The organism is Streptomyces rectiverticillatus, from assembly GCF_013394065.1.
In the GTDB taxonomy this organism is placed as follows: domain Bacteria; phylum Actinomycetota; class Actinomycetes; order Streptomycetales; family Streptomycetaceae; genus Streptomyces; species Streptomyces rectiverticillatus.
In genome coordinates, this window is sequence record NZ_CP040752.1 from 4,364,437 (window position 1) to 4,379,561 (window position 15,125).

Sequence of the window (15,125 nt, forward strand, 5' to 3'; positions counted from 1 at the left end):
CAGTGAACCGCCAACACACCAGGCAGGGCCCCGGGGTGTCGTCAGCTTGCCGGGCTGGCAAGGAATCTAGCGCAGCCGGCCTTGAACGGCCGTCAGCGCGGAGCGACAGCGCCGAGAACTGAAGGCGTAGGGTCAGGCGCCGGGGTTTCGTCCGAAGTTCCACACCTGGCCGGACACGCTGGGGTAGTGCTCCCACTGCTGAATCCGTGCGCCATTCCAGGAGCCTGAATCCTCGACTTCGAGGACCTTGCCGGAGTTGTAATTGACGAACACGTTTCCACTCCGGTCTCCGGCCTGCACGATCTGCCACTTCTGTGTGTCATTGCCGACGCAGGTCCACTGCTGGACGGCGGCACCGTTGAACCGGCTGGAATCGGCCACCTCCAGGCATTTCCCGCTGTTCTCGTTCACGATTTCGTAGAGCCCGTTGCCGGCTGATTCGAGGCGCCAGAAGGATCCTGCCTGCCCGTTGCAGGACCACTGCTGGGCTCGGGCGCCGTTGCTCCGGCTGGAACCGTCAATCTCCAAGCACTTGCCGCTGCCGCTGTTCCAGATGCCCATGTCGTCGGCAAAGCTCACGCCCGGCGTCATGAGGATGATGGCGGCAGCGGAGGCCGCTGCGAGGGAAAGCTTAGAGCTGACCTTCATTCGGTTTGCCTTCCTAAGGGAAAATACCCTATGTGGAGAATAGGGTTTATGTGCAATGTGAAGATCATATATAGATGGCTGGACGGGGACAAAGGGAATTAGGTATTCCGGTTTGTTGGTACGCCTGGCCGGGCGAGGGAGTGTGCAATCAGGGGCAGGAGTTGGGGCCGGTCAGAGGTCGGCCGCGCGGAGGAATCTGTTCACCGTCTCCGTCATCGCGAGCCGCGCAGGGGTCAAGTACCTGCGCGGGTCCGTCGTGGACGGGTGGGCCTCCAGGAAGGCGCGGATCGCGCCTGTGAAGGCCTTGTTCAGGGCCGTGCCCACGTTGATTTTCGTCATTCCGGCGGCTACCGCCCTGCGGAGTTCCGTGTCCGGGACGCCTGACGAGCCGTGGAGGACCAGGGGGACGGGGACGGCGTCCCGTAGGGCCGCGATCAGGGCGTGGTCCAACGTCGCCGTGCGTTCCGTCATCGCGTGGGTGCTGCCCACCGCCACGGCCAGGGCGTCGACGCCTGTATCCGCCACGTAGGCCGCCGCTTCCGCCGGGTCCGTGCGTACGCCCGGGGTGTGGGCGTCGCCCGCCTTTCCGCCTACGCGGCCCAGTTCCGCCTCCACCCAGATGTCGCGTTCGTGGCCCCAACGGGCCGCCTCCGCCGTGGCTTTGACGTTGTCTCCGTAAGGGAGTTTCGAGGCGTCGAACATCACCGAGGTGAAGCCGTGGGTGTGTGCCTGGCGGAGGAGCGCCTCGTTCTCCACGTGGTCCAGGTGGAGGGAGAGGTGCGCCGATGAGGCGGTCGCCACCGCCGCCGTCGCGGCGGCGATGGGGCCCAGCCGTCCCCCGTGGAATTTGACGGCGTTTTCCGAGATCTGCAGGACGGCGGGGCGGTTCGCGGCTTCGGCGCCCGCCGCGACGGCTTCCGCGTGTTCGACCGTGATGACGTTGAAAGCGCACAGGGCGCGGCCTGCGGTGATGAGTTCCCTGGTGTGGACGAGTGGCATGGCCGGTGGTCCTTCCGTCGGGGCGCCCCCTCGGGGGCGGGTTCAGGCCGCCGTGACCTTCACGTGCGGCAGCACGTCCTCGTACGTCGCGCGGTCGAATTCGCCTGCCGTGGGGGCCTTTACGGTGGCCGCGGCCAGGGCCACGGCCCGGGTCAGGCGGTCGGGCCAGGGGAGGCCTTCGACGAGGGCCGACAGGAGGCCGGCCGCGGCGGAGTCGCCGGCGCCGGTCGGGTTGCCGGCGAGGCGGTGGGGCGGGGCCGCGTGCCAGCGGCCGTCGGGGGTCACGGCGAGCACGCCCTCCGGGCCGAGCGTCGCGGCGATGGCGTGGGCGCCGCGGCGGCGGGCGTCCAGGGCCGCGCGGAAGGGCTCCGTGGAGCCGGTGAGGGCCGCGAGTTCGGCCGTGTTGGGGGTGACCAGGTCGGGGCGGGCGGCGATGCCGCGGCGCAGCGGTTCGCCGCTGGTGTCCAGCAGGACGGGGACGCGGGCGGCGCGCGCCTGCCGGATGAGGTGGGCGTACGCCCCGACCGGCACGCCGGGCGGCAGGCTTCCGCACAGGGCGACGGCGCGGGCCTCGCGCAGCAGGCGCGCGTAGGTGTCCGTGAACGCCGCCCACTCCTCGGCGGTGACGTCCGGGCCGGTCTCGTTGAGCTGGGTGGTGTCGCCGGTGGAGGCGTCCACGACGGCGACCGTACGGCGCGTGGTGCCGAGGATGGGGACGAGGGAGTCGACGAGCTCCGCCCCGCCGCCGGGGGCGTCCTCGGCGAGGTGGCGGCGCAGGGTCTCGCCCGTCGTGCCGCCCGCGAAGCCCGTGACCACCGTGGTGTGGCCGAGGGCGGCGAGGACCCGGGCCACGTTGACGCCCTTGCCGCCGGCCCGTTCGGCGGCGGCCGTGACGTGGTGCGACGCGTGCGGCTGCAGCCGCGGAACGCGATAGGTCAGATCGAGTGCTGCGTTGAGCGTGACCGTGAGGATCACCGGCGTCTCCCTCCCTTGACCAATGAACCGGACCGTTGAGCCGTGCCGTGGCCGCCCTGCCGTGGCCGCCCTGCTGTGACCGCCTGCTGTGACCGCCTGCCGTGACCGCCCTGCCGTGACCGTCGACTGCGAGCGCCGACCGCGAGCGATCATGCCAAAACAGCGGCGGCAGGCCCAGACCTCGGGACTGCCGCCGCTGTTCCGGCCGGAGTGCGACCGTGCGTCAAGGGCGGGAGAAATCAGTGCACTTAGGGCCTGACCACCCATTCGCCCTTGCGCATGACGCCCACCAGGTCGTACGAGGCGTCGAAAACGACCAGATCCGCGTCCTTGCCGGGCTCCAGGGAGCCGACCCGGTCGGCCACGCCCAGCAGGCGTGCCGGGTTCGCCGACAGGGCCTGTACCGCCTGGCCCGCCGTCAGCTTGTCGATCGTCACTGCGCGCTTGAACGCCGTGTCCAGCGTCAGCGTCGAGCCCGCGATCGAACCGGCCGTGGGGCCGTCGGCGATCCGGGCCACGCCGTCCTTGACCTCCACGCTCATCGGGCCGAGCGGGTACATGCCGTCGCTCATGCCGGCCGCGCCCATCGCGTCGGTGATGAACGCGACCCGGTGCGCGCCGGCGCGGGCGAACGCCAGCTCCAGGACGGCGGGGTGCAGGTGCGTGCCGTCGTTGATCAGCTCGACGGTGACGCGCTCGTCCTCCAGGAGGGCCGCGATCGGGCCGGGGGCGCGGTGCAGGAGGGACGGCATGGCGTTGAAGAGGTGGGTGGCGACGGTCGCGCCGGCCTCGATGGCGTCCAGGGTCGCCTCGTAGGACGAGTCCGTGTGGCCGACGGCGGCGATGACGCCGTGGTCGGCGAGCAGCCGGACCGAGTCGAGGCCGCCCGCCAGCTCCGGGGCCAGCGTCATCATGCGGGCCGTGCCGCGCGCCGCGTCGACCAGCTTGCGGACGTCCGCCGGCTGCGGGTCGCGCAGCAGCTCCGGCTGGTGGGCGCCGCAGCGGTGCGGGGAGATGAACGGGCCCTCGAAGTGGATGCCCGCCAGGTCGCCCTGCTCGGTCAGCTCGGAGAGGACGGCCGCCTGCCGGGCGAGGTCGTCCAGGTCGCCGGTGACGGTGGAGGCGACCATGGTCGTGGTGCCGTGGGCGCGGTGCGTACGGATCGCGGTCAGGGCCTCCTCGGGGTCGCCCGCCGAGAAGGACGCGCCGCCGCCACCGTGGACGTGCATGTCCACGAAGCCGGGGACGATCCAGTGGCCCGGGAGGTCGAGTGTGGCGTGCTCGCCGCTCTCGTTCGCGGCGATCCGCCGGCCCTCGACCGTCACCCGCCCGTCCTCGACCACGCCGGTCGGCAGCACCACGCGGGCGCCGGCGAGAACCGTTCGTTCGACCATCAGGCGGAAACCTCCGTGAGGTGGGTGGTGAGCAGGTCCCAGGCGAGCAGGCCCGCGCCCAGGCAGCCGGCGGCGTCCCCGAGGGCCGCCGGGACGATGCGGGGGAGCTGCTGGAACGTGATGCGCTCGGTGATCGCCGCGCGCAGCGGGGCGAAGAGGGTCTCGCCGGCCTCGGCGAGGCCGCCGCCGACGATCAGCGTGCGCGGGTCCAGCAGGGTGTGGGCGACGACGAGGCCGTCGGCGAGGGCGTCGACGGCCTCCTGCCAGACGGCGCGGGCGCGCGGGTCGCCGGCGTCGACGGCGCGGGCGCAGTCCGCGGCGTCGGCGTCCGGGTCGCCGCTCGCCTCCGCCCAGGCGCGGCTGACCGCGGCGGCCGATGCGACGGTCTCCAGGCAGCCGCGGCCGCCGCAACCGCACGGCAGGCCGGCCGGGCCGGGGCGTACGCGGACGTGGCCGATCTCGCCCGCGCCGCCGTGGGCGCCGGCCTCGATGCGGCCCTCGACGCCGATGGCGCCGGCGATGCCGGTGCCGAGGGCGACGAACAGGAAGCGGTCCGTGCCCTCGCCCGCGCCGATGCGGCCCTCGGCGAGGCCGCCGGTACGGACGTCGTGGCCGAGGGCCACGGGGGTGCCTCCCAGGCGGCGGCTCAGCAGATCGCGCAGGGGGACGTCGCGCCAGCCGAGGTTGGCGGCGTAGACGGCGGTGCCGGTGGCGGCGTCCACGATGCCGGGCACGGCGATGCCCGCTGCGGCCGCGGGCTCGCCGAAGGCGGCCTCGCCGGTGGCCGCGAGCTCGGCGGCGAAGTCCAGGATGCCGGTTATGACGGTGTCCGGGCCCCGGTCGCGGCCGGTCGGGCGGCGGGCCTCGTGCAGCAGTTCGTGGTCCGGGCCGATCAGGGCGGCCTTGATGGCGGTGCCGCCTACGTCGAGCGCGATGACGTGTCTCACGGGGACAGTGTCGCGTGTCCGCGTACGAAAGGTCTAGTCCACTCGCCCGTGGGTGGGTGTTTCCCCGCCTCCGGCGGGGGTCCGTGCCCGCCCACCCACCCACGAGGCGAAACACGATGACGCACGCGCCGGGCCTCTGTGAGTCCGCCGCGGCGCTCGGCGGCGCCGTGCGCCGCGGGGCATGGCGATGCCCGCTGCGGCCGCGGGCTCGCCGAAGGCGGCCTCGCCGGTGGCCGCGAGCTCGGCGGCGAAGTCCAGGATGCCGGTTATGACGGTGTCCGGGCCCCGGTCGCGGCCGGTCGGGCGGCGGGCCTCGTGCAGCAGTTCGTGGTCCGGGCCGATCAGGGCGGCCTTGATCGCGGTGCCGCGGCGTTCGGCGGCGCCGTGCGCGCCGCGGGCCGGCTCGGCACCGCCGGAAGGCTTGGTGGTGGTTGCGCGCCGTCGCGGCGGCAGTGAGTTGCCCGGGCGCTCGCGCCCGTGAGCCCGCCGGATACGGCGGCGATCGCCCCCCCGCCGTAGCCCGCGGTGCCGAGCCGCCTCGGGCCGGTACCGTTCGTTCGGCCGGTCAGGCGTTCAAGATCACGCTTCTCGTCAGGCCCCTCGGTGTGTCCGGGTTCAGGCCGCGGGACTCCGCCGTCGCCACCGCCAGGCGCTGGGCGCGGATCAGGTCCGCCAGCGGGTCCAGCCGCGCGCCGTCCGCCACGAGCGTGCCGCCCGTGCGGGAGATGTCCGTCTCCAGGCCCGCCGGGGCGGTGCCCAGGAGCCAGGCCACGCGGCCGGGGGACGTGATCGATATCGGGCCGTGCCGGTACTCCATCGCCGGGTACGCCTCCGTCCAGGCGCCCGCCGCCTCCCGCATCTTCAGGGCCGCCTCCTGCGCGAGGCCGTACGCCCAGCCTGCGCCCAGGAACGTCCACTGACCGGCGCCCAGTACCTCGGAAGGCAACGGGTCCTTCAGCGCCGTCTCCGCGTCCGCCGCCGCCTCCGCCATCCCCTTCACCCCGGCCGGCAGCGCGCCGCTCGCCTCCAGGCCCGCCCGCAGGTACGCCAGCGCCGTCGTCGCGAACCGGGTCTGGACCACCGACTTCTCGTCCGCCCAGTCCAGCACCGCCGTCTCATCGGCCGCGCGCACCACCGGCGACGCCGGGTCGGCGGTCAGCGCGAAGACCTCCCGGCGCTCGCGCACCTCCTCGATCAGGTCGAGCACCTCCGTCGTCGTCCCCGACCGCGTGATCACCACGAGCCGGTCGTACGTACGCATCACCGGGAACTCCGACGCCGGGAAGGCGTCCGTCTCCCCCTGCCCCGACGCCTCCCGCAGCGCCGCGTACGCCTGGGCCATGAACCACGAGGTGCCGCAGCCGGTCACGGCCACCCGCTCCCCGGGGCGTGGAAGGCCCGTCGCGCTCGCCGAGGCCTCGGCCGCAGCCTCGGCCGCGCGCCGCCAGCAGGCGGGCTGAGTCGTGATCTCCGCAGAGGTGAGAGAGGGCTCGGGCATGGGCTTTCTTCTCCTTCCACCGGTGATCTCCGTGCATAGCAGCCCCCGCCCCGCACGGGAAGGGCGATACCGAAGCGAAACCGGAGTCGGCTGGACCGTATGGTGGCCCGCGGGGGAGACTCACGGTTCTTACGGTCCTCATGGTCCTCACGTTCTTCAGCGGACGATCACAAACCACGAAGGTGGGAAGCAGTAGTGCAGCGGCGGCGGTTCTTGGGTCTGACGGCGGCAGGTGCCGCCACGGCGGCGTTGGCGCCCGCGCTGACGGCGTGCGGGAGCGACAGCGGCTCCGGCAGCAAGACGCTGCGCGTCGTCGCGGCCGACTACGGCGACAGCGAGGCGAACAGCTCCCAGAAGTACTGGGACGCCCTCGCCCGCGCCTTCGAGGCCGAGAACAAGGGCGTCAAGGTCGACGTCTCGGTCCTGAGCTGGACCGAGGTCGACAAGAAGGTCGCCGAGATGGTCGCGGCCGGCAAGGCCCCGGACGTCGCGCAGATCGGTGCGTACGCCGACTTCGCCGCCACCGGCAAGCTCTACAGTGCCGACCAGCTGCTGACCATCCCCACCCAGGCCGACATCATCGCCCCGATCGCCCGCGCGGGCGAGGTGGCCCGCGTGCAGTACGGCCTGCCGTTCGTCTCCAGCACCCGGCTGCTCTTCTACAACAAGACCCTCTTCGCCAAGGCCGGCATAGCCAAGGCCCCCGAGAGCTGGGACGAGCTTCAGGCCGCGGCCAAGAAGCTCCAGGGCGCGGGGGTCAAGGTCCCCTACGGTCTGCCGCTCGGCCCCGAGGAGGCGCCCGCCGAGACCATGATGTGGATGCTCAGCGGCGGCAGCGGCTACACCGACCACAACGGCACGTACACCATCGCCTCCGACGAGAACGTCGCGACGTTCAACTGGCTGCGCGACGAGCTCGTCGGCAAGGGCCTCACCGGCTCCCTCGACCCCTCCCGCACCAACCGCCAGAACGTCTTCGACGCCTTCTGCCGCGGCGAGGTCGGCATGCTCAACGGCCACCCCACGCTGATGAAGCAGGCCGAGGCCAAGGGCATCAAGTACGGGACGGCGCCGCTGCCGGGCAAGTCCGGCAAGGCCAAGGCCACCATGGGCGTCGCCGACTGGATCATGGCGTTCAAGGCGGGCGGCAACCGCGAGGAGGTCGGCCACTTCCTCGACTTCGTCTACAGCACCAAGAACGTCCTCGGCTTCACCAACCAGTACGACCTGCTGCCGGTGACCACCAGCGCCTCCGAGAAGATGGCCGCCGACAGCGCGAAGGCGAAGCTGAAGCCCTTCCTGGCCCAGCTGGAGAACGCCGAGTTCTACCCCGTCGACAAGACCTCCTGGGCGAAGGTCAGCAAGGCCCTCAAGGAGAAGATCGGCTCGGTGGTCGTCAAGGGCGGCGACCCCGCGAGCGTCCTCGGCGAGATCCAGCGCGAGGCCGACGCCACGGAGCTGGCCGGCAACGGTAAGTAGGCTGGGCGGCGTGAGCGAAGAACAGCCCGGCGAGCTCTCCGAGCTCGACCTCGCCGTGCTCTCCCTGGAACGCCGGGCCTTCTCCGGGCCCGGCGCCAAGGAGCGCGCCGTGCGGGAGCGGCTCGGGATGACCCCGACCCGCTACTACCAGCTGCTCAACGCTCTCCTGGACGACCCGCGGGCCCTCGCCCACGACCCGGTCACCGTCAATCGGCTGCGGCGCATCCGGGACGCCCGCCGCGAACGCCGGTAAGCCGCGAACGCCGGCAGACAGCGAACGCCGGTAAACAGCGGTGCCCAGCCAGTAGGGTCGGCCCCATGGGCAGCCCCTCCCTCCCCGTCCCCGTCACCCCCGCCGGCTGCGACGGCCTCGCCGCCCTCCTGGCCGGTCCGCAACGCGCGGTCGTCGCGCTCGACTTCGACGGGACGCTCGCCGAGATCGTCCCCGACCCCGAGCAGGCTCGGGCGCACCCGGGCGCCGTGCCCGCGCTGGCTCGGCTCGCTCCCCGGCTCGGCTCGGTCGCCGTGATCACCGGCCGCCCGGCCGAGGTCGCGGTGCGCTACGGCGGCTTCGCCGGGGCCGCCGGCCTGGAGCGCCTCGTGGTCCTCGGGCACTACGGCGCCGAGCGCTGGGACGCGGCGACCGGTGCCGTGACCGCCGACGCGCCGCCTCCCGGCGTCGCGGCCGCCCGGGCGGAGCTGCCGGGGATCGTGGCGGGCTCGGGCTTCGGCCGGGGCACCTGGATCGAGGACAAGGGCCGGGCCCTCGCCGTCCACACCCGGCGCACCGCCCACCCGCAAGACGCCTTCGACGCCCTGCGCGCGCCCCTGTCCGCCCTGGCCGAGCGGCACGGGCTGATCGTCGAGCCCGGCAGGCTCGTCCTGGAACTGCGGCCGCCGGGCGTCGACAAGGGCGCCGCCCTCGCCTCGTACGTGCGCGAGAGCGGCGCGGGCTGTGTCCTCTACGCCGGTGACGACCTCGGCGACCTGGCCGCCTTCGCGGCCGTGGAGAAGCTGCGCTCCGAGGGCCTCCCGGGCCTGCTGGTGTGCAGCGGAAGCTCCGAGGTCGCCGAGCTCGCGGACCGGGCCGATCTGGTCGTCGACGGCCCGGGCGGGGTCGTGGAGCTGCTCACGGCCCTCGCCGACCGCCTCGGCCCCGGCCCCGGCCCCGGCCCCGGCCCGGGCGCGGGCCCGGGCATCGCCCCCGGCTGACCGGGCCGTTCAGCCGCCGCCGTCCGGGGCGCTCGTCGTCGCGCCCTTGGCGGGCTTGGCGGGCTTGGCGGGCTTGCCCGGGACGCCGAGGACGTCGAGCGCCGTCGTCCAGTCGCGTGCGACGGCCTGCTGCACCTTGACCAGGTCGGCCTTGCCCGAGCAGACGGCGTCCTTGAGCCGGCTCTCCACCACGTCCTTGGGGTCGCCGGCACCCTTGCCCTCCTTGCGTCCGGGGGAGGGCGGCTCCACCCACAGGTTGCGCGGGTCGTTGGGGTCGCCCCCGAGCTGCAGGCCGATCAGGTGGTCGTACTCGGCGTCGCGCAGCGAGCCCTTGTAGCCGTACGCGGCGGCGTTGGCGGTCTTCTGGCGGCTGGTGACGCTCGCGGGCGGCCGGATGCCGGCGGTGTAGCCGCTGCGGCAGATCGTCGTCTTGAGCGTGGCCCGGGTGACCTTCGGGTTGGTCGCGCCGGGGGTGCACGCGGGGTCGGGGAGCGGCTCCTTGGCCGGGGTGAAGCGGTAGTGGCAGCTGCCGGCGGCGGGCTGCTGCTGGACGGCGTAGGACGGCTGCGGCCCGGGGCCGACCGGTATGGAGCCGCTGGGCGGGGGCGGGGAACCGGCCGGCGCCGAACGGGCCGGTGCCGAGCCTGCGCTCGCCGAGCCTGTGGGCGGCGAACCGGTGCGCGGCGAGCCCGAGGGCGCATCGCCGGAGGCCGCGGAGGAGGACGGGTTGGCCGATGAGTTGGCCGAGGGGTCGGACGACGAGTTGGCCGACGGGTCGGCCGATGAGCCGGACGGCGCTGCGGAGCTACCCTTCGCGCTCTCGGCCCGCTTGCCGTCGTCGTTCTTGGAGGAGTCCGAGGAGCAGCCGGCGACCGCGGTCAGGGCGGCGGCGCACGCCGTGGCAAGTACGGCCCAACGTGGGACATTTGACATGCGCCATGGCTACCCCGGCCCGGATCCGGGCAGCCCGGGCCGCCGAAGCGCCGGCCGCCCAGACGGGGCCCGGAGGTGTGCGGCTCGCACTCCGGCGCGTCACGGCCCGGGCCGGCGACCCGCGGCGCCCTCAGCCGCTCACCGGCTCACCGCTCACCCGCTCACAGCGCCCGCAGCGCCCGCAGCTGGTCCGTGAACCACCGGGCCGGCGGCAGCGCCGTCGCCGCCGCGGCCAGCCGCTTGGTGCGCTCCGCCCGCTCCCCGGGGTCCATCAGCAGGGCCAGGTGCAGCGCGCGGGCCGTGGCCTCCACGTCGTACGGGTTGACGGTGATCGCCTCGTCGCCCAGCTCGGCCGCCGCCCCCGCCTCGCGCGAGAGCACCAGCGCGCAGCCGTGGTCGGAGACCACCGGCACCTCCTTGGCGACGAGGTTCATCCCGTCCCGGATGGGATTGACCAGGGCCACGTCCGCCAGCCGGTACGCGGCCAGCGAGCGCGCGAAGTCGTCCTTGACGTGCAGGGCGACCGGCTCCCAGCCCTCCGTGCCGAACTCGGCGTTGATCCCGCGGGCGACCCGCTCCACCTCGGCGGTGTAGTCGCGGTAGACGGCGAGGTCCTGGCGGGAGGGGTAGGCGAAGGCGACGTGCACGACCTTGCCGCGCCACTGCGGGTGCTCCTCCAGCAGCAGCCGGTACGCGTACAGCCCGCGCACGATGTTCTTGGACAGCTCCGTGCGGTCCACGCGCACGATCGCCCTGCGGCCCGGGCCGATCTGCGACCTCAGCGCCGCCATGCGCTCCTCGACGTCCGCCCGGTGCGCCCGCTCGCGCAGGAAGTCCCCGTCGGCGCCGAGGCCGTGCACGCCCAGCCGCGTCGTCCGCCCCTCGAAGCGCACCTCGGCGGCGCGCCCCTCGCCGTCCCGCACGACCTCCGCGCCCAGCGCGTCCGCGCAGCACGCGGCGAACGCCTCGGCCCAGCGCAGGGTCAGGAAGCCGGCCCGGTCGCCGCCGAGCACACCGCGCAGCAGCTGCCCGGCCACGTCGTCCGGCAGCATCCGGAAGTAGTCCGGCGGGGCCCAGGGGGTGTGCGAGAAGTGGCCGATGCGCAGGTCGGGGCGGCGCGCCCGGAGCAGGCCCGGCACGAGCGCCAGGTGGTAGTCCTGGACGAGCACCGCGGCGCCCTGCGCGGCCTCCTCGGCGACGGCCTCCGCGAACGCCGCGTTGTACTCCTCGTAGGCCGCCCACTGCGCCCGGAACTCCCGGTCGAAGGAGGGCTCCAGGGGCGTCTGGTAGAGCATGTGGTGCACGAACCACAGCACCGAGTTGGCGATGCCGTTGTACGCGGCGGCGAAGGTGTCCGGCGGGATGTCGAGCATCCGCACGTGGTGCCCGCCGGTGTCGTCCGTGGAGAGTCTTCGGCCGGCGGCGCGGGCCGCCTCGCGGTCGCCCTCGGCCAGGGCCGCGCACACCCACACCGCGGCCCCGCCCTCGGCGTCTCCCTCGTCGTCGCGCTGTATCGAGCTGAGCCCGGAGACCAGCCCGCCGCCGCCGCGCCCGGCCACGAGGGTGCCGTCCTCGCGGCGCCGGTACGAGACCGGGCCGCGGTTGGAGGCGACGACGATCGGTGCGGCGGCGATCGATGCGGGGTGCACGTGCTCAGCGACCATGTGGCCAGCCTTGCCGCGGGAAGAACCGCTCAAACGTACGCTTACGCGGCGTGCCGCTGCGCGTACTCGGGTATTCCGGCCATCGGCGGCCGCTCCTCCGTGTCCACCGCGTACGTCCGCGGAACGAAGCCCTCCGGGGTTCGTTCGAACTGTGTCAGCGCAGGTCGCACCAGGTGCCCCCGGGCCAGCCGGAGCTGCGCGGTGCGGTAGATGGCGGCGGCCATCCGGCCCAGCGCCCGCCCGTCCTGGTGGCGGTGCTTGCGCACGCCCACGTCCACCTGGGCCAGCGCCCCCAGGCCGACCGTGTGCAGCGCGTCCACCAGAAGGCCCAGCTCCACGCCGTAGCCGACGGGGAACGGCAGCCGCTCCAGGAGCGACCGGCGGGCCGCGTACTCGCCGCCGAGCGGCTGCACGAAACCGGCCAGCTGCGGCCAGTGCAGATTCAGCAGGGGACGGGCCACGAGCTCGGTCACCCGGCCGCCCTGGCCGACCGCCTCGCCCAGCGGGCGGTCGTACATCGCCTTGACGAAGTGCACGCCCGGGTCGGTCAGCAGCGGGCCCACGATCCCCGACACGAAGTCCGCCGAGAACTCGCGCAGGTCGGCGTCCACGAAGCAGACGATGTCGCCGGTCGTCGCCAGCAGGGAGCGCCACAGCACCTCGCCCTTGCCCGGCAGCGCGGGCAGGCCCGGCAGCAGCTCGTCCCGGTGCACCACGCGCGCCCCGGCCTCTGCTGCGACCTCGGCCGTGCGGTCGGTGGAGCCCGAGTCGACCACCACCAGCTCGTCCACCAGCGGCACCGCGTCCGACATCAGCTCGTGGCGGATCGTCGCCACGATGGCGCCGACCGTCGGCTCCTCGTTCAGCGCCGGCAGGACCACGCTCACCGTGGTGCCGGAGTCCCGTTTGGCGGCCAGAAGCACGTCGAGCGGACGATCAGCAGCGGACCAGGACCGCTCGGCCAGCCAGCGCTCCACCTCTTCCAGCACGTGTACGACTCCCTGTCTCACGGACGTTCTGCGACGCGTTCTGTGACGCATCTCGCGGTGCGGACGCCCCTCTCAACGGGCCGTCCCTTCCGTTACAGTCTTGAACAACGCGGACCGCCGTCCTATGTCGGGGGTCGCCGCGTGCACAAACGCCTGGGCCCCGCCCAGTGCCATACCGCTCATCACGAGGGGCAGAGGGACACGGCCCGTTGAAGCCCCGGCAACCCTCCAGCCGGTCTCGGTCATCCGACGCGAGGCTCCCGGCGGGGAAGGTGCCAATTCCGTCTCGTGGCGACGTACGCCGCGAGGAAGATGAGGAGAAAGGGCCTCGCCTCCATGGCTGTGCAGTCTGTTGAACCCTCTACCACTTCTGTGGACCTCGGACCCGCCGTGGCACTCTCCTGCCGCGAGTGCGGAGAGCGCTTCGACCTCGGTCCCATCTTCGCCTGCGCCCTGTGCTTCGGCCCCCTCGAAGTCGCCTACGAACTGCCCGCCGGCGACCCTGAGGCCCTGCGCAAGCGCATCGAGGCCGGCCCCGCGAACATCTGGCGCTACGCCCCCCTGCTGCCCGTCCCCGCCGACGTCGCGGGCAAGCCCAGCCTCAACCCCGGCCTCACCAAGCTCGTCGAGGCCGGCAACCTCGCCCGCGAGCTGGGCGTGACCGGCGGTCTGTACGTCAAGGACGACTCCGGCAACCCGACACACTCCTTCAAGGACCGGGTCGTCGCGATCGCGGTCGAGGCCGCCCGCGCCTTCGGCTTCACGACACTGTCGTGCTCCTCGACCGGGAACCTGGCGGGTGCGGTCGGGGCCGCGGCCGCCCGGGCCGGGTTCAAGTCCTGCGTCTTCATCCCGCACGACCTGGAGGCCGGGAAGGTCGTCATGGCCGCGGTGTACGGCGGCGACCTCGTCGGCATCGAGGGCACGTACGACGACGTCAACCGCTTCTGCAGCGAACTGATCGGCGACCCGCTGGGGGAGGGCTGGGGCTTCGTCAACGTCAACCTCCGCCCGTACTACGGTGAAGGGTCGAAGACGCTCGCCTACGAGATCTGCGAGCAGCTGGGCTGGCGGCTGCCGGACCAGATCGTCGTGCCGATCGCCTCGGGCTCACAGCTCACGAAGATCGACAAGGGGCTCAAGGAGCTCATCGCGCTGGGCCTGGTCGAGGACCGCCCGTACAAGATCTTCGGAGCGCAGGCGGAGGGCTGCTCGCCGGTCGCACGCGCCTTCAAGGACGGGCACGACGTGGTGCGGCCGGTGAAGCCGGACACGATCGCGAAGTCCCTCGCCATCGGCAACCCGGCCGACGGGCCGTACGTGCTGGACATCGCGCGGCGGACGGGCGGGGCGGTCGAGGACGTCACCGACGAGCAGATCGTCGACGCGATCCGGCTGCTCGCCCGGACGGAGGGGATCTTTGCGGAGACGGCGGGCGGGGTGGCCGTGGGGGTCACGAAGAAGCTCATCGAGAGCGGCCTGCTCGATCCCTCGCTCACCACGGTCGTGCTGAACACCGGGGACGGGCTGAAGACGCTCGATGCCGTCGCCGCCGGGCCTACGGCGACGATCCGGCCGTCACTGGAGGCTTTCCGCGCCGCGGGGCTGTCCGTCCGCTGACGTCTGCGGGCCGTTGTGCCCACCCTCCCCCAAACTCCGTCCGGGGGTGCCCCCAGCCCTGCGGGACAGCTGCCCACAACTCGTTTTACCGAAGGTGAGTACCCCATGAGCGTCACCGTTCGTATCCCCACCATCCTGCGCACCTACACCGGCGGGAAGGCCGAAGTCACCGCCGAGGGTGCGACCCTCGCCGAGGTCATTCAGTCCCTTGAGGCCGGCCACACCGGTATCGCCGCCCGTGTGCTCGACGACGCCGGCAAGCTGCGCCGGTTCGTGAACGTCTACGTCAACGACGACGACGTCCGCTTCGAGCAGGGGCTGCAGACGCCCACCCCCGACGGCTCCGCCGTCTCCGTCATCCCGGCCGTCGCGGGCGGCTGAGGTTTCGCAGGGTTCCTCCGTTATTGCCGCACGACGTCCCCGGAATCGCCTCGTCCGTAAAGCGGACGGGGCGATTCCGCCTGTTGAGCGCGATACAGTTGAGGCGATCCCCGCCCGGCGTCAGTGCCGAACGCATATGAGAACCCGTCAAGTTGTGCGCGAAGTGTGTGCACGAAATGCCGGGTTGGTTGCGTTATACCCGGCCCGACTTGCCCTGAAATACCCGGAGTTCAGCCGATTTTCTCGATCGGCCATGCCCGGAATTCTCGTCCGAGTGACCTGTTGCAGACGGCATCCGTGCAGATACATTCAGCCGCGGTCGACGCGTTCCGGCGCACACCCACTGGGCTGCCAGGGGGTGAGGTCTGACCCGGGTCCGCGAAGTG

General features: G+C 72.8%; 14 protein-coding genes, 1 pseudogene and 1 riboswitch. Of the genes and pseudogenes, 5 read left to right on the forward strand and 10 right to left on the reverse strand.

Going from position 1 to position 15,125, the window contains the following annotated elements:
- Nucleotides 1-132: 132 nt before the first annotated feature.
- The 7 genes and pseudogenes from FGW37_RS19100 to FGW37_RS19130 form a co-directional block, all read right to left on the reverse strand.
- Complete coding sequence (locus FGW37_RS19100; protein WP_179082154.1) at nt 133-648, reverse strand: RICIN domain-containing protein; 516 nt, start codon at nt 646-648, stop codon at nt 133-135.
- A gap of 171 nt (nt 649-819) precedes the next feature.
- On the reverse strand, nt 820-1,647 hold the full coding sequence (locus FGW37_RS19105; protein ID WP_179082155.1) for a class II fructose-bisphosphate aldolase: 828 nt from the start codon (nt 1,645-1,647) through the stop codon (nt 820-822).
- Nucleotides 1,648-1,689: 42 nt separating this feature from the next.
- A complete protein-coding gene (locus FGW37_RS19110) occupies nt 1,690-2,622 on the reverse strand; it encodes a 1-phosphofructokinase family hexose kinase (protein ID WP_179082156.1) in 933 nt (310 codons plus the stop codon).
- Nucleotides 2,623-2,870: 248 nt separating this feature from the next.
- Nucleotides 2,871-4,016: an N-acetylglucosamine-6-phosphate deacetylase gene (nagA, locus tag FGW37_RS19115; protein ID WP_179082157.1), complete on the reverse strand. Its 1,146-nt coding sequence runs from the start codon at nt 4,014-4,016 to the stop codon at nt 2,871-2,873.
- The gene (locus FGW37_RS19120) at nt 4,016-4,963 is read right to left on the reverse strand and encodes an ROK family protein (protein ID WP_179082158.1); all 948 of its coding nucleotides are present in this window, start codon (nt 4,961-4,963) and stop codon (nt 4,016-4,018) included. Before FGW37_RS19120 ends, nagA begins: the two co-directional genes overlap by 1 nt.
- Nucleotides 4,964-5,140: 177 nt before the next feature.
- Nucleotides 5,141-5,320: pseudogene (locus FGW37_RS33370) on the reverse strand (ROK family protein); the annotation flags it as partial.
- Nucleotides 5,321-5,528: 208 nt separating this feature from the next.
- Nucleotides 5,529-6,461, reverse strand: coding sequence for an SIS domain-containing protein (locus FGW37_RS19130; protein ID WP_179082160.1), 933 nt, complete (start codon nt 6,459-6,461; stop codon nt 5,529-5,531).
- A gap of 195 nt (nt 6,462-6,656) precedes the next feature.
- Here FGW37_RS19130 and FGW37_RS19135 point away from each other — a divergent pair, with 195 nt between their 5' ends.
- The 3 genes from FGW37_RS19135 to otsB all read left to right on the forward strand — a co-directional run bounded on the left by FGW37_RS19135 (nt 6,657) and on the right by otsB (nt 9,152).
- Nucleotides 6,657-7,940 carry an extracellular solute-binding protein gene (locus FGW37_RS19135; RefSeq protein ID WP_246430448.1) on the forward strand — a complete coding sequence of 428 codons (1,284 nt, stop codon included), beginning with the start codon at nt 6,657-6,659 and terminating at the stop codon, nt 7,938-7,940.
- 10 nt (nt 7,941-7,950) lie between these two features.
- The gene (locus FGW37_RS19140) at nt 7,951-8,193 is read left to right on the forward strand and encodes a DUF3263 domain-containing protein (protein WP_179082162.1); all 243 of its coding nucleotides are present in this window, start codon (nt 7,951-7,953) and stop codon (nt 8,191-8,193) included.
- A gap of 65 nt (nt 8,194-8,258) precedes the next feature.
- Nucleotides 8,259-9,152: a trehalose-phosphatase gene (gene otsB / locus FGW37_RS19145; RefSeq protein WP_179082163.1), complete on the forward strand. Its 894-nt coding sequence runs from the start codon at nt 8,259-8,261 to the stop codon at nt 9,150-9,152.
- A 9-nt stretch (nt 9,153-9,161) separates the two neighbouring features.
- Here otsB and FGW37_RS19150 read toward each other — a convergent pair whose 3' ends face one another.
- From FGW37_RS19150 to FGW37_RS19160, 3 genes are all read right to left on the reverse strand, one after another.
- Nucleotides 9,162-10,085, reverse strand: coding sequence for a hypothetical protein (locus FGW37_RS19150; RefSeq protein WP_343067132.1), 924 nt, complete (start codon nt 10,083-10,085; stop codon nt 9,162-9,164).
- Between the two features lie 161 nt (nt 10,086-10,246).
- Nucleotides 10,247-11,749, reverse strand: a complete 1,503-nt coding sequence (locus FGW37_RS19155; RefSeq protein ID WP_179082164.1) for an alpha,alpha-trehalose-phosphate synthase (UDP-forming) — start codon at nt 11,747-11,749, stop codon at nt 10,247-10,249.
- Between the two features lie 41 nt (nt 11,750-11,790).
- Complete coding sequence (locus FGW37_RS19160; RefSeq protein WP_179082165.1) at nt 11,791-12,738, reverse strand: glucosyl-3-phosphoglycerate synthase; 948 nt, start codon at nt 12,736-12,738, stop codon at nt 11,791-11,793.
- Nucleotides 12,739-12,914: 176 nt separating this feature from the next.
- A riboswitch (SAM riboswitch) is annotated at nt 12,915-13,057 on the forward strand.
- Nucleotides 13,058-13,074: 17 nt separating this feature from the next.
- Here FGW37_RS19160 and thrC point away from each other — a divergent pair.
- Nucleotides 13,075-14,358 carry a threonine synthase gene (gene thrC, locus FGW37_RS19165; protein ID WP_179082166.1) on the forward strand — a complete coding sequence of 428 codons (1,284 nt, stop codon included), beginning with the start codon at nt 13,075-13,077 and terminating at the stop codon, nt 14,356-14,358.
- Between the two features lie 105 nt (nt 14,359-14,463).
- Nucleotides 14,464-14,739, forward strand: a complete 276-nt coding sequence (locus tag FGW37_RS19170; RefSeq protein WP_179082167.1) for a MoaD/ThiS family protein — start codon at nt 14,464-14,466, stop codon at nt 14,737-14,739.
- The last annotated feature ends 386 nt before the right edge of the window (nt 14,740-15,125 follow it).

What these genes read in the sequence shown, in the direction of transcription:
- FGW37_RS19100 (WP_179082154.1), bottom strand. Translation starts at nt 648, where the DNA reads ATGAAGGTCAGCTCTAAGCTTTCCCTCGCAGCGGCCTCCGCTGCCGCC.
- FGW37_RS19105 (WP_179082155.1), bottom strand. Translation starts at nt 1,647, where the DNA reads ATGCCACTCGTCCACACCAGGGAACTCATCACCGCAGGCCGCGCCCTG.
- nagA (WP_179082157.1), bottom strand. Translation starts at nt 4,016, where the DNA reads ATGGTCGAACGAACGGTTCTCGCCGGCGCCCGCGTGGTGCTGCCGACC.
- FGW37_RS19130 (WP_179082160.1), bottom strand. Translation starts at nt 6,461, where the DNA reads ATGCCCGAGCCCTCTCTCACCTCTGCGGAGATCACGACTCAGCCCGCC.
- otsB (WP_179082163.1), top strand. Translation starts at nt 8,259, where the DNA reads ATGGGCAGCCCCTCCCTCCCCGTCCCCGTCACCCCCGCCGGCTGCGAC.
- FGW37_RS19150 (WP_343067132.1), bottom strand. Translation starts at nt 10,085, where the DNA reads ATGTCAAATGTCCCACGTTGGGCCGTACTTGCCACGGCGTGCGCCGCC.
- FGW37_RS19155 (WP_179082164.1), bottom strand. Translation starts at nt 11,749, where the DNA reads ATGGTCGCTGAGCACGTGCACCCCGCATCGATCGCCGCCGCACCGATC.
- thrC (WP_179082166.1), top strand. Translation starts at nt 13,075, where the DNA reads ATGGCTGTGCAGTCTGTTGAACCCTCTACCACTTCTGTGGACCTCGGA.
- FGW37_RS19170 (WP_179082167.1), top strand. Translation starts at nt 14,464, where the DNA reads ATGAGCGTCACCGTTCGTATCCCCACCATCCTGCGCACCTACACCGGC.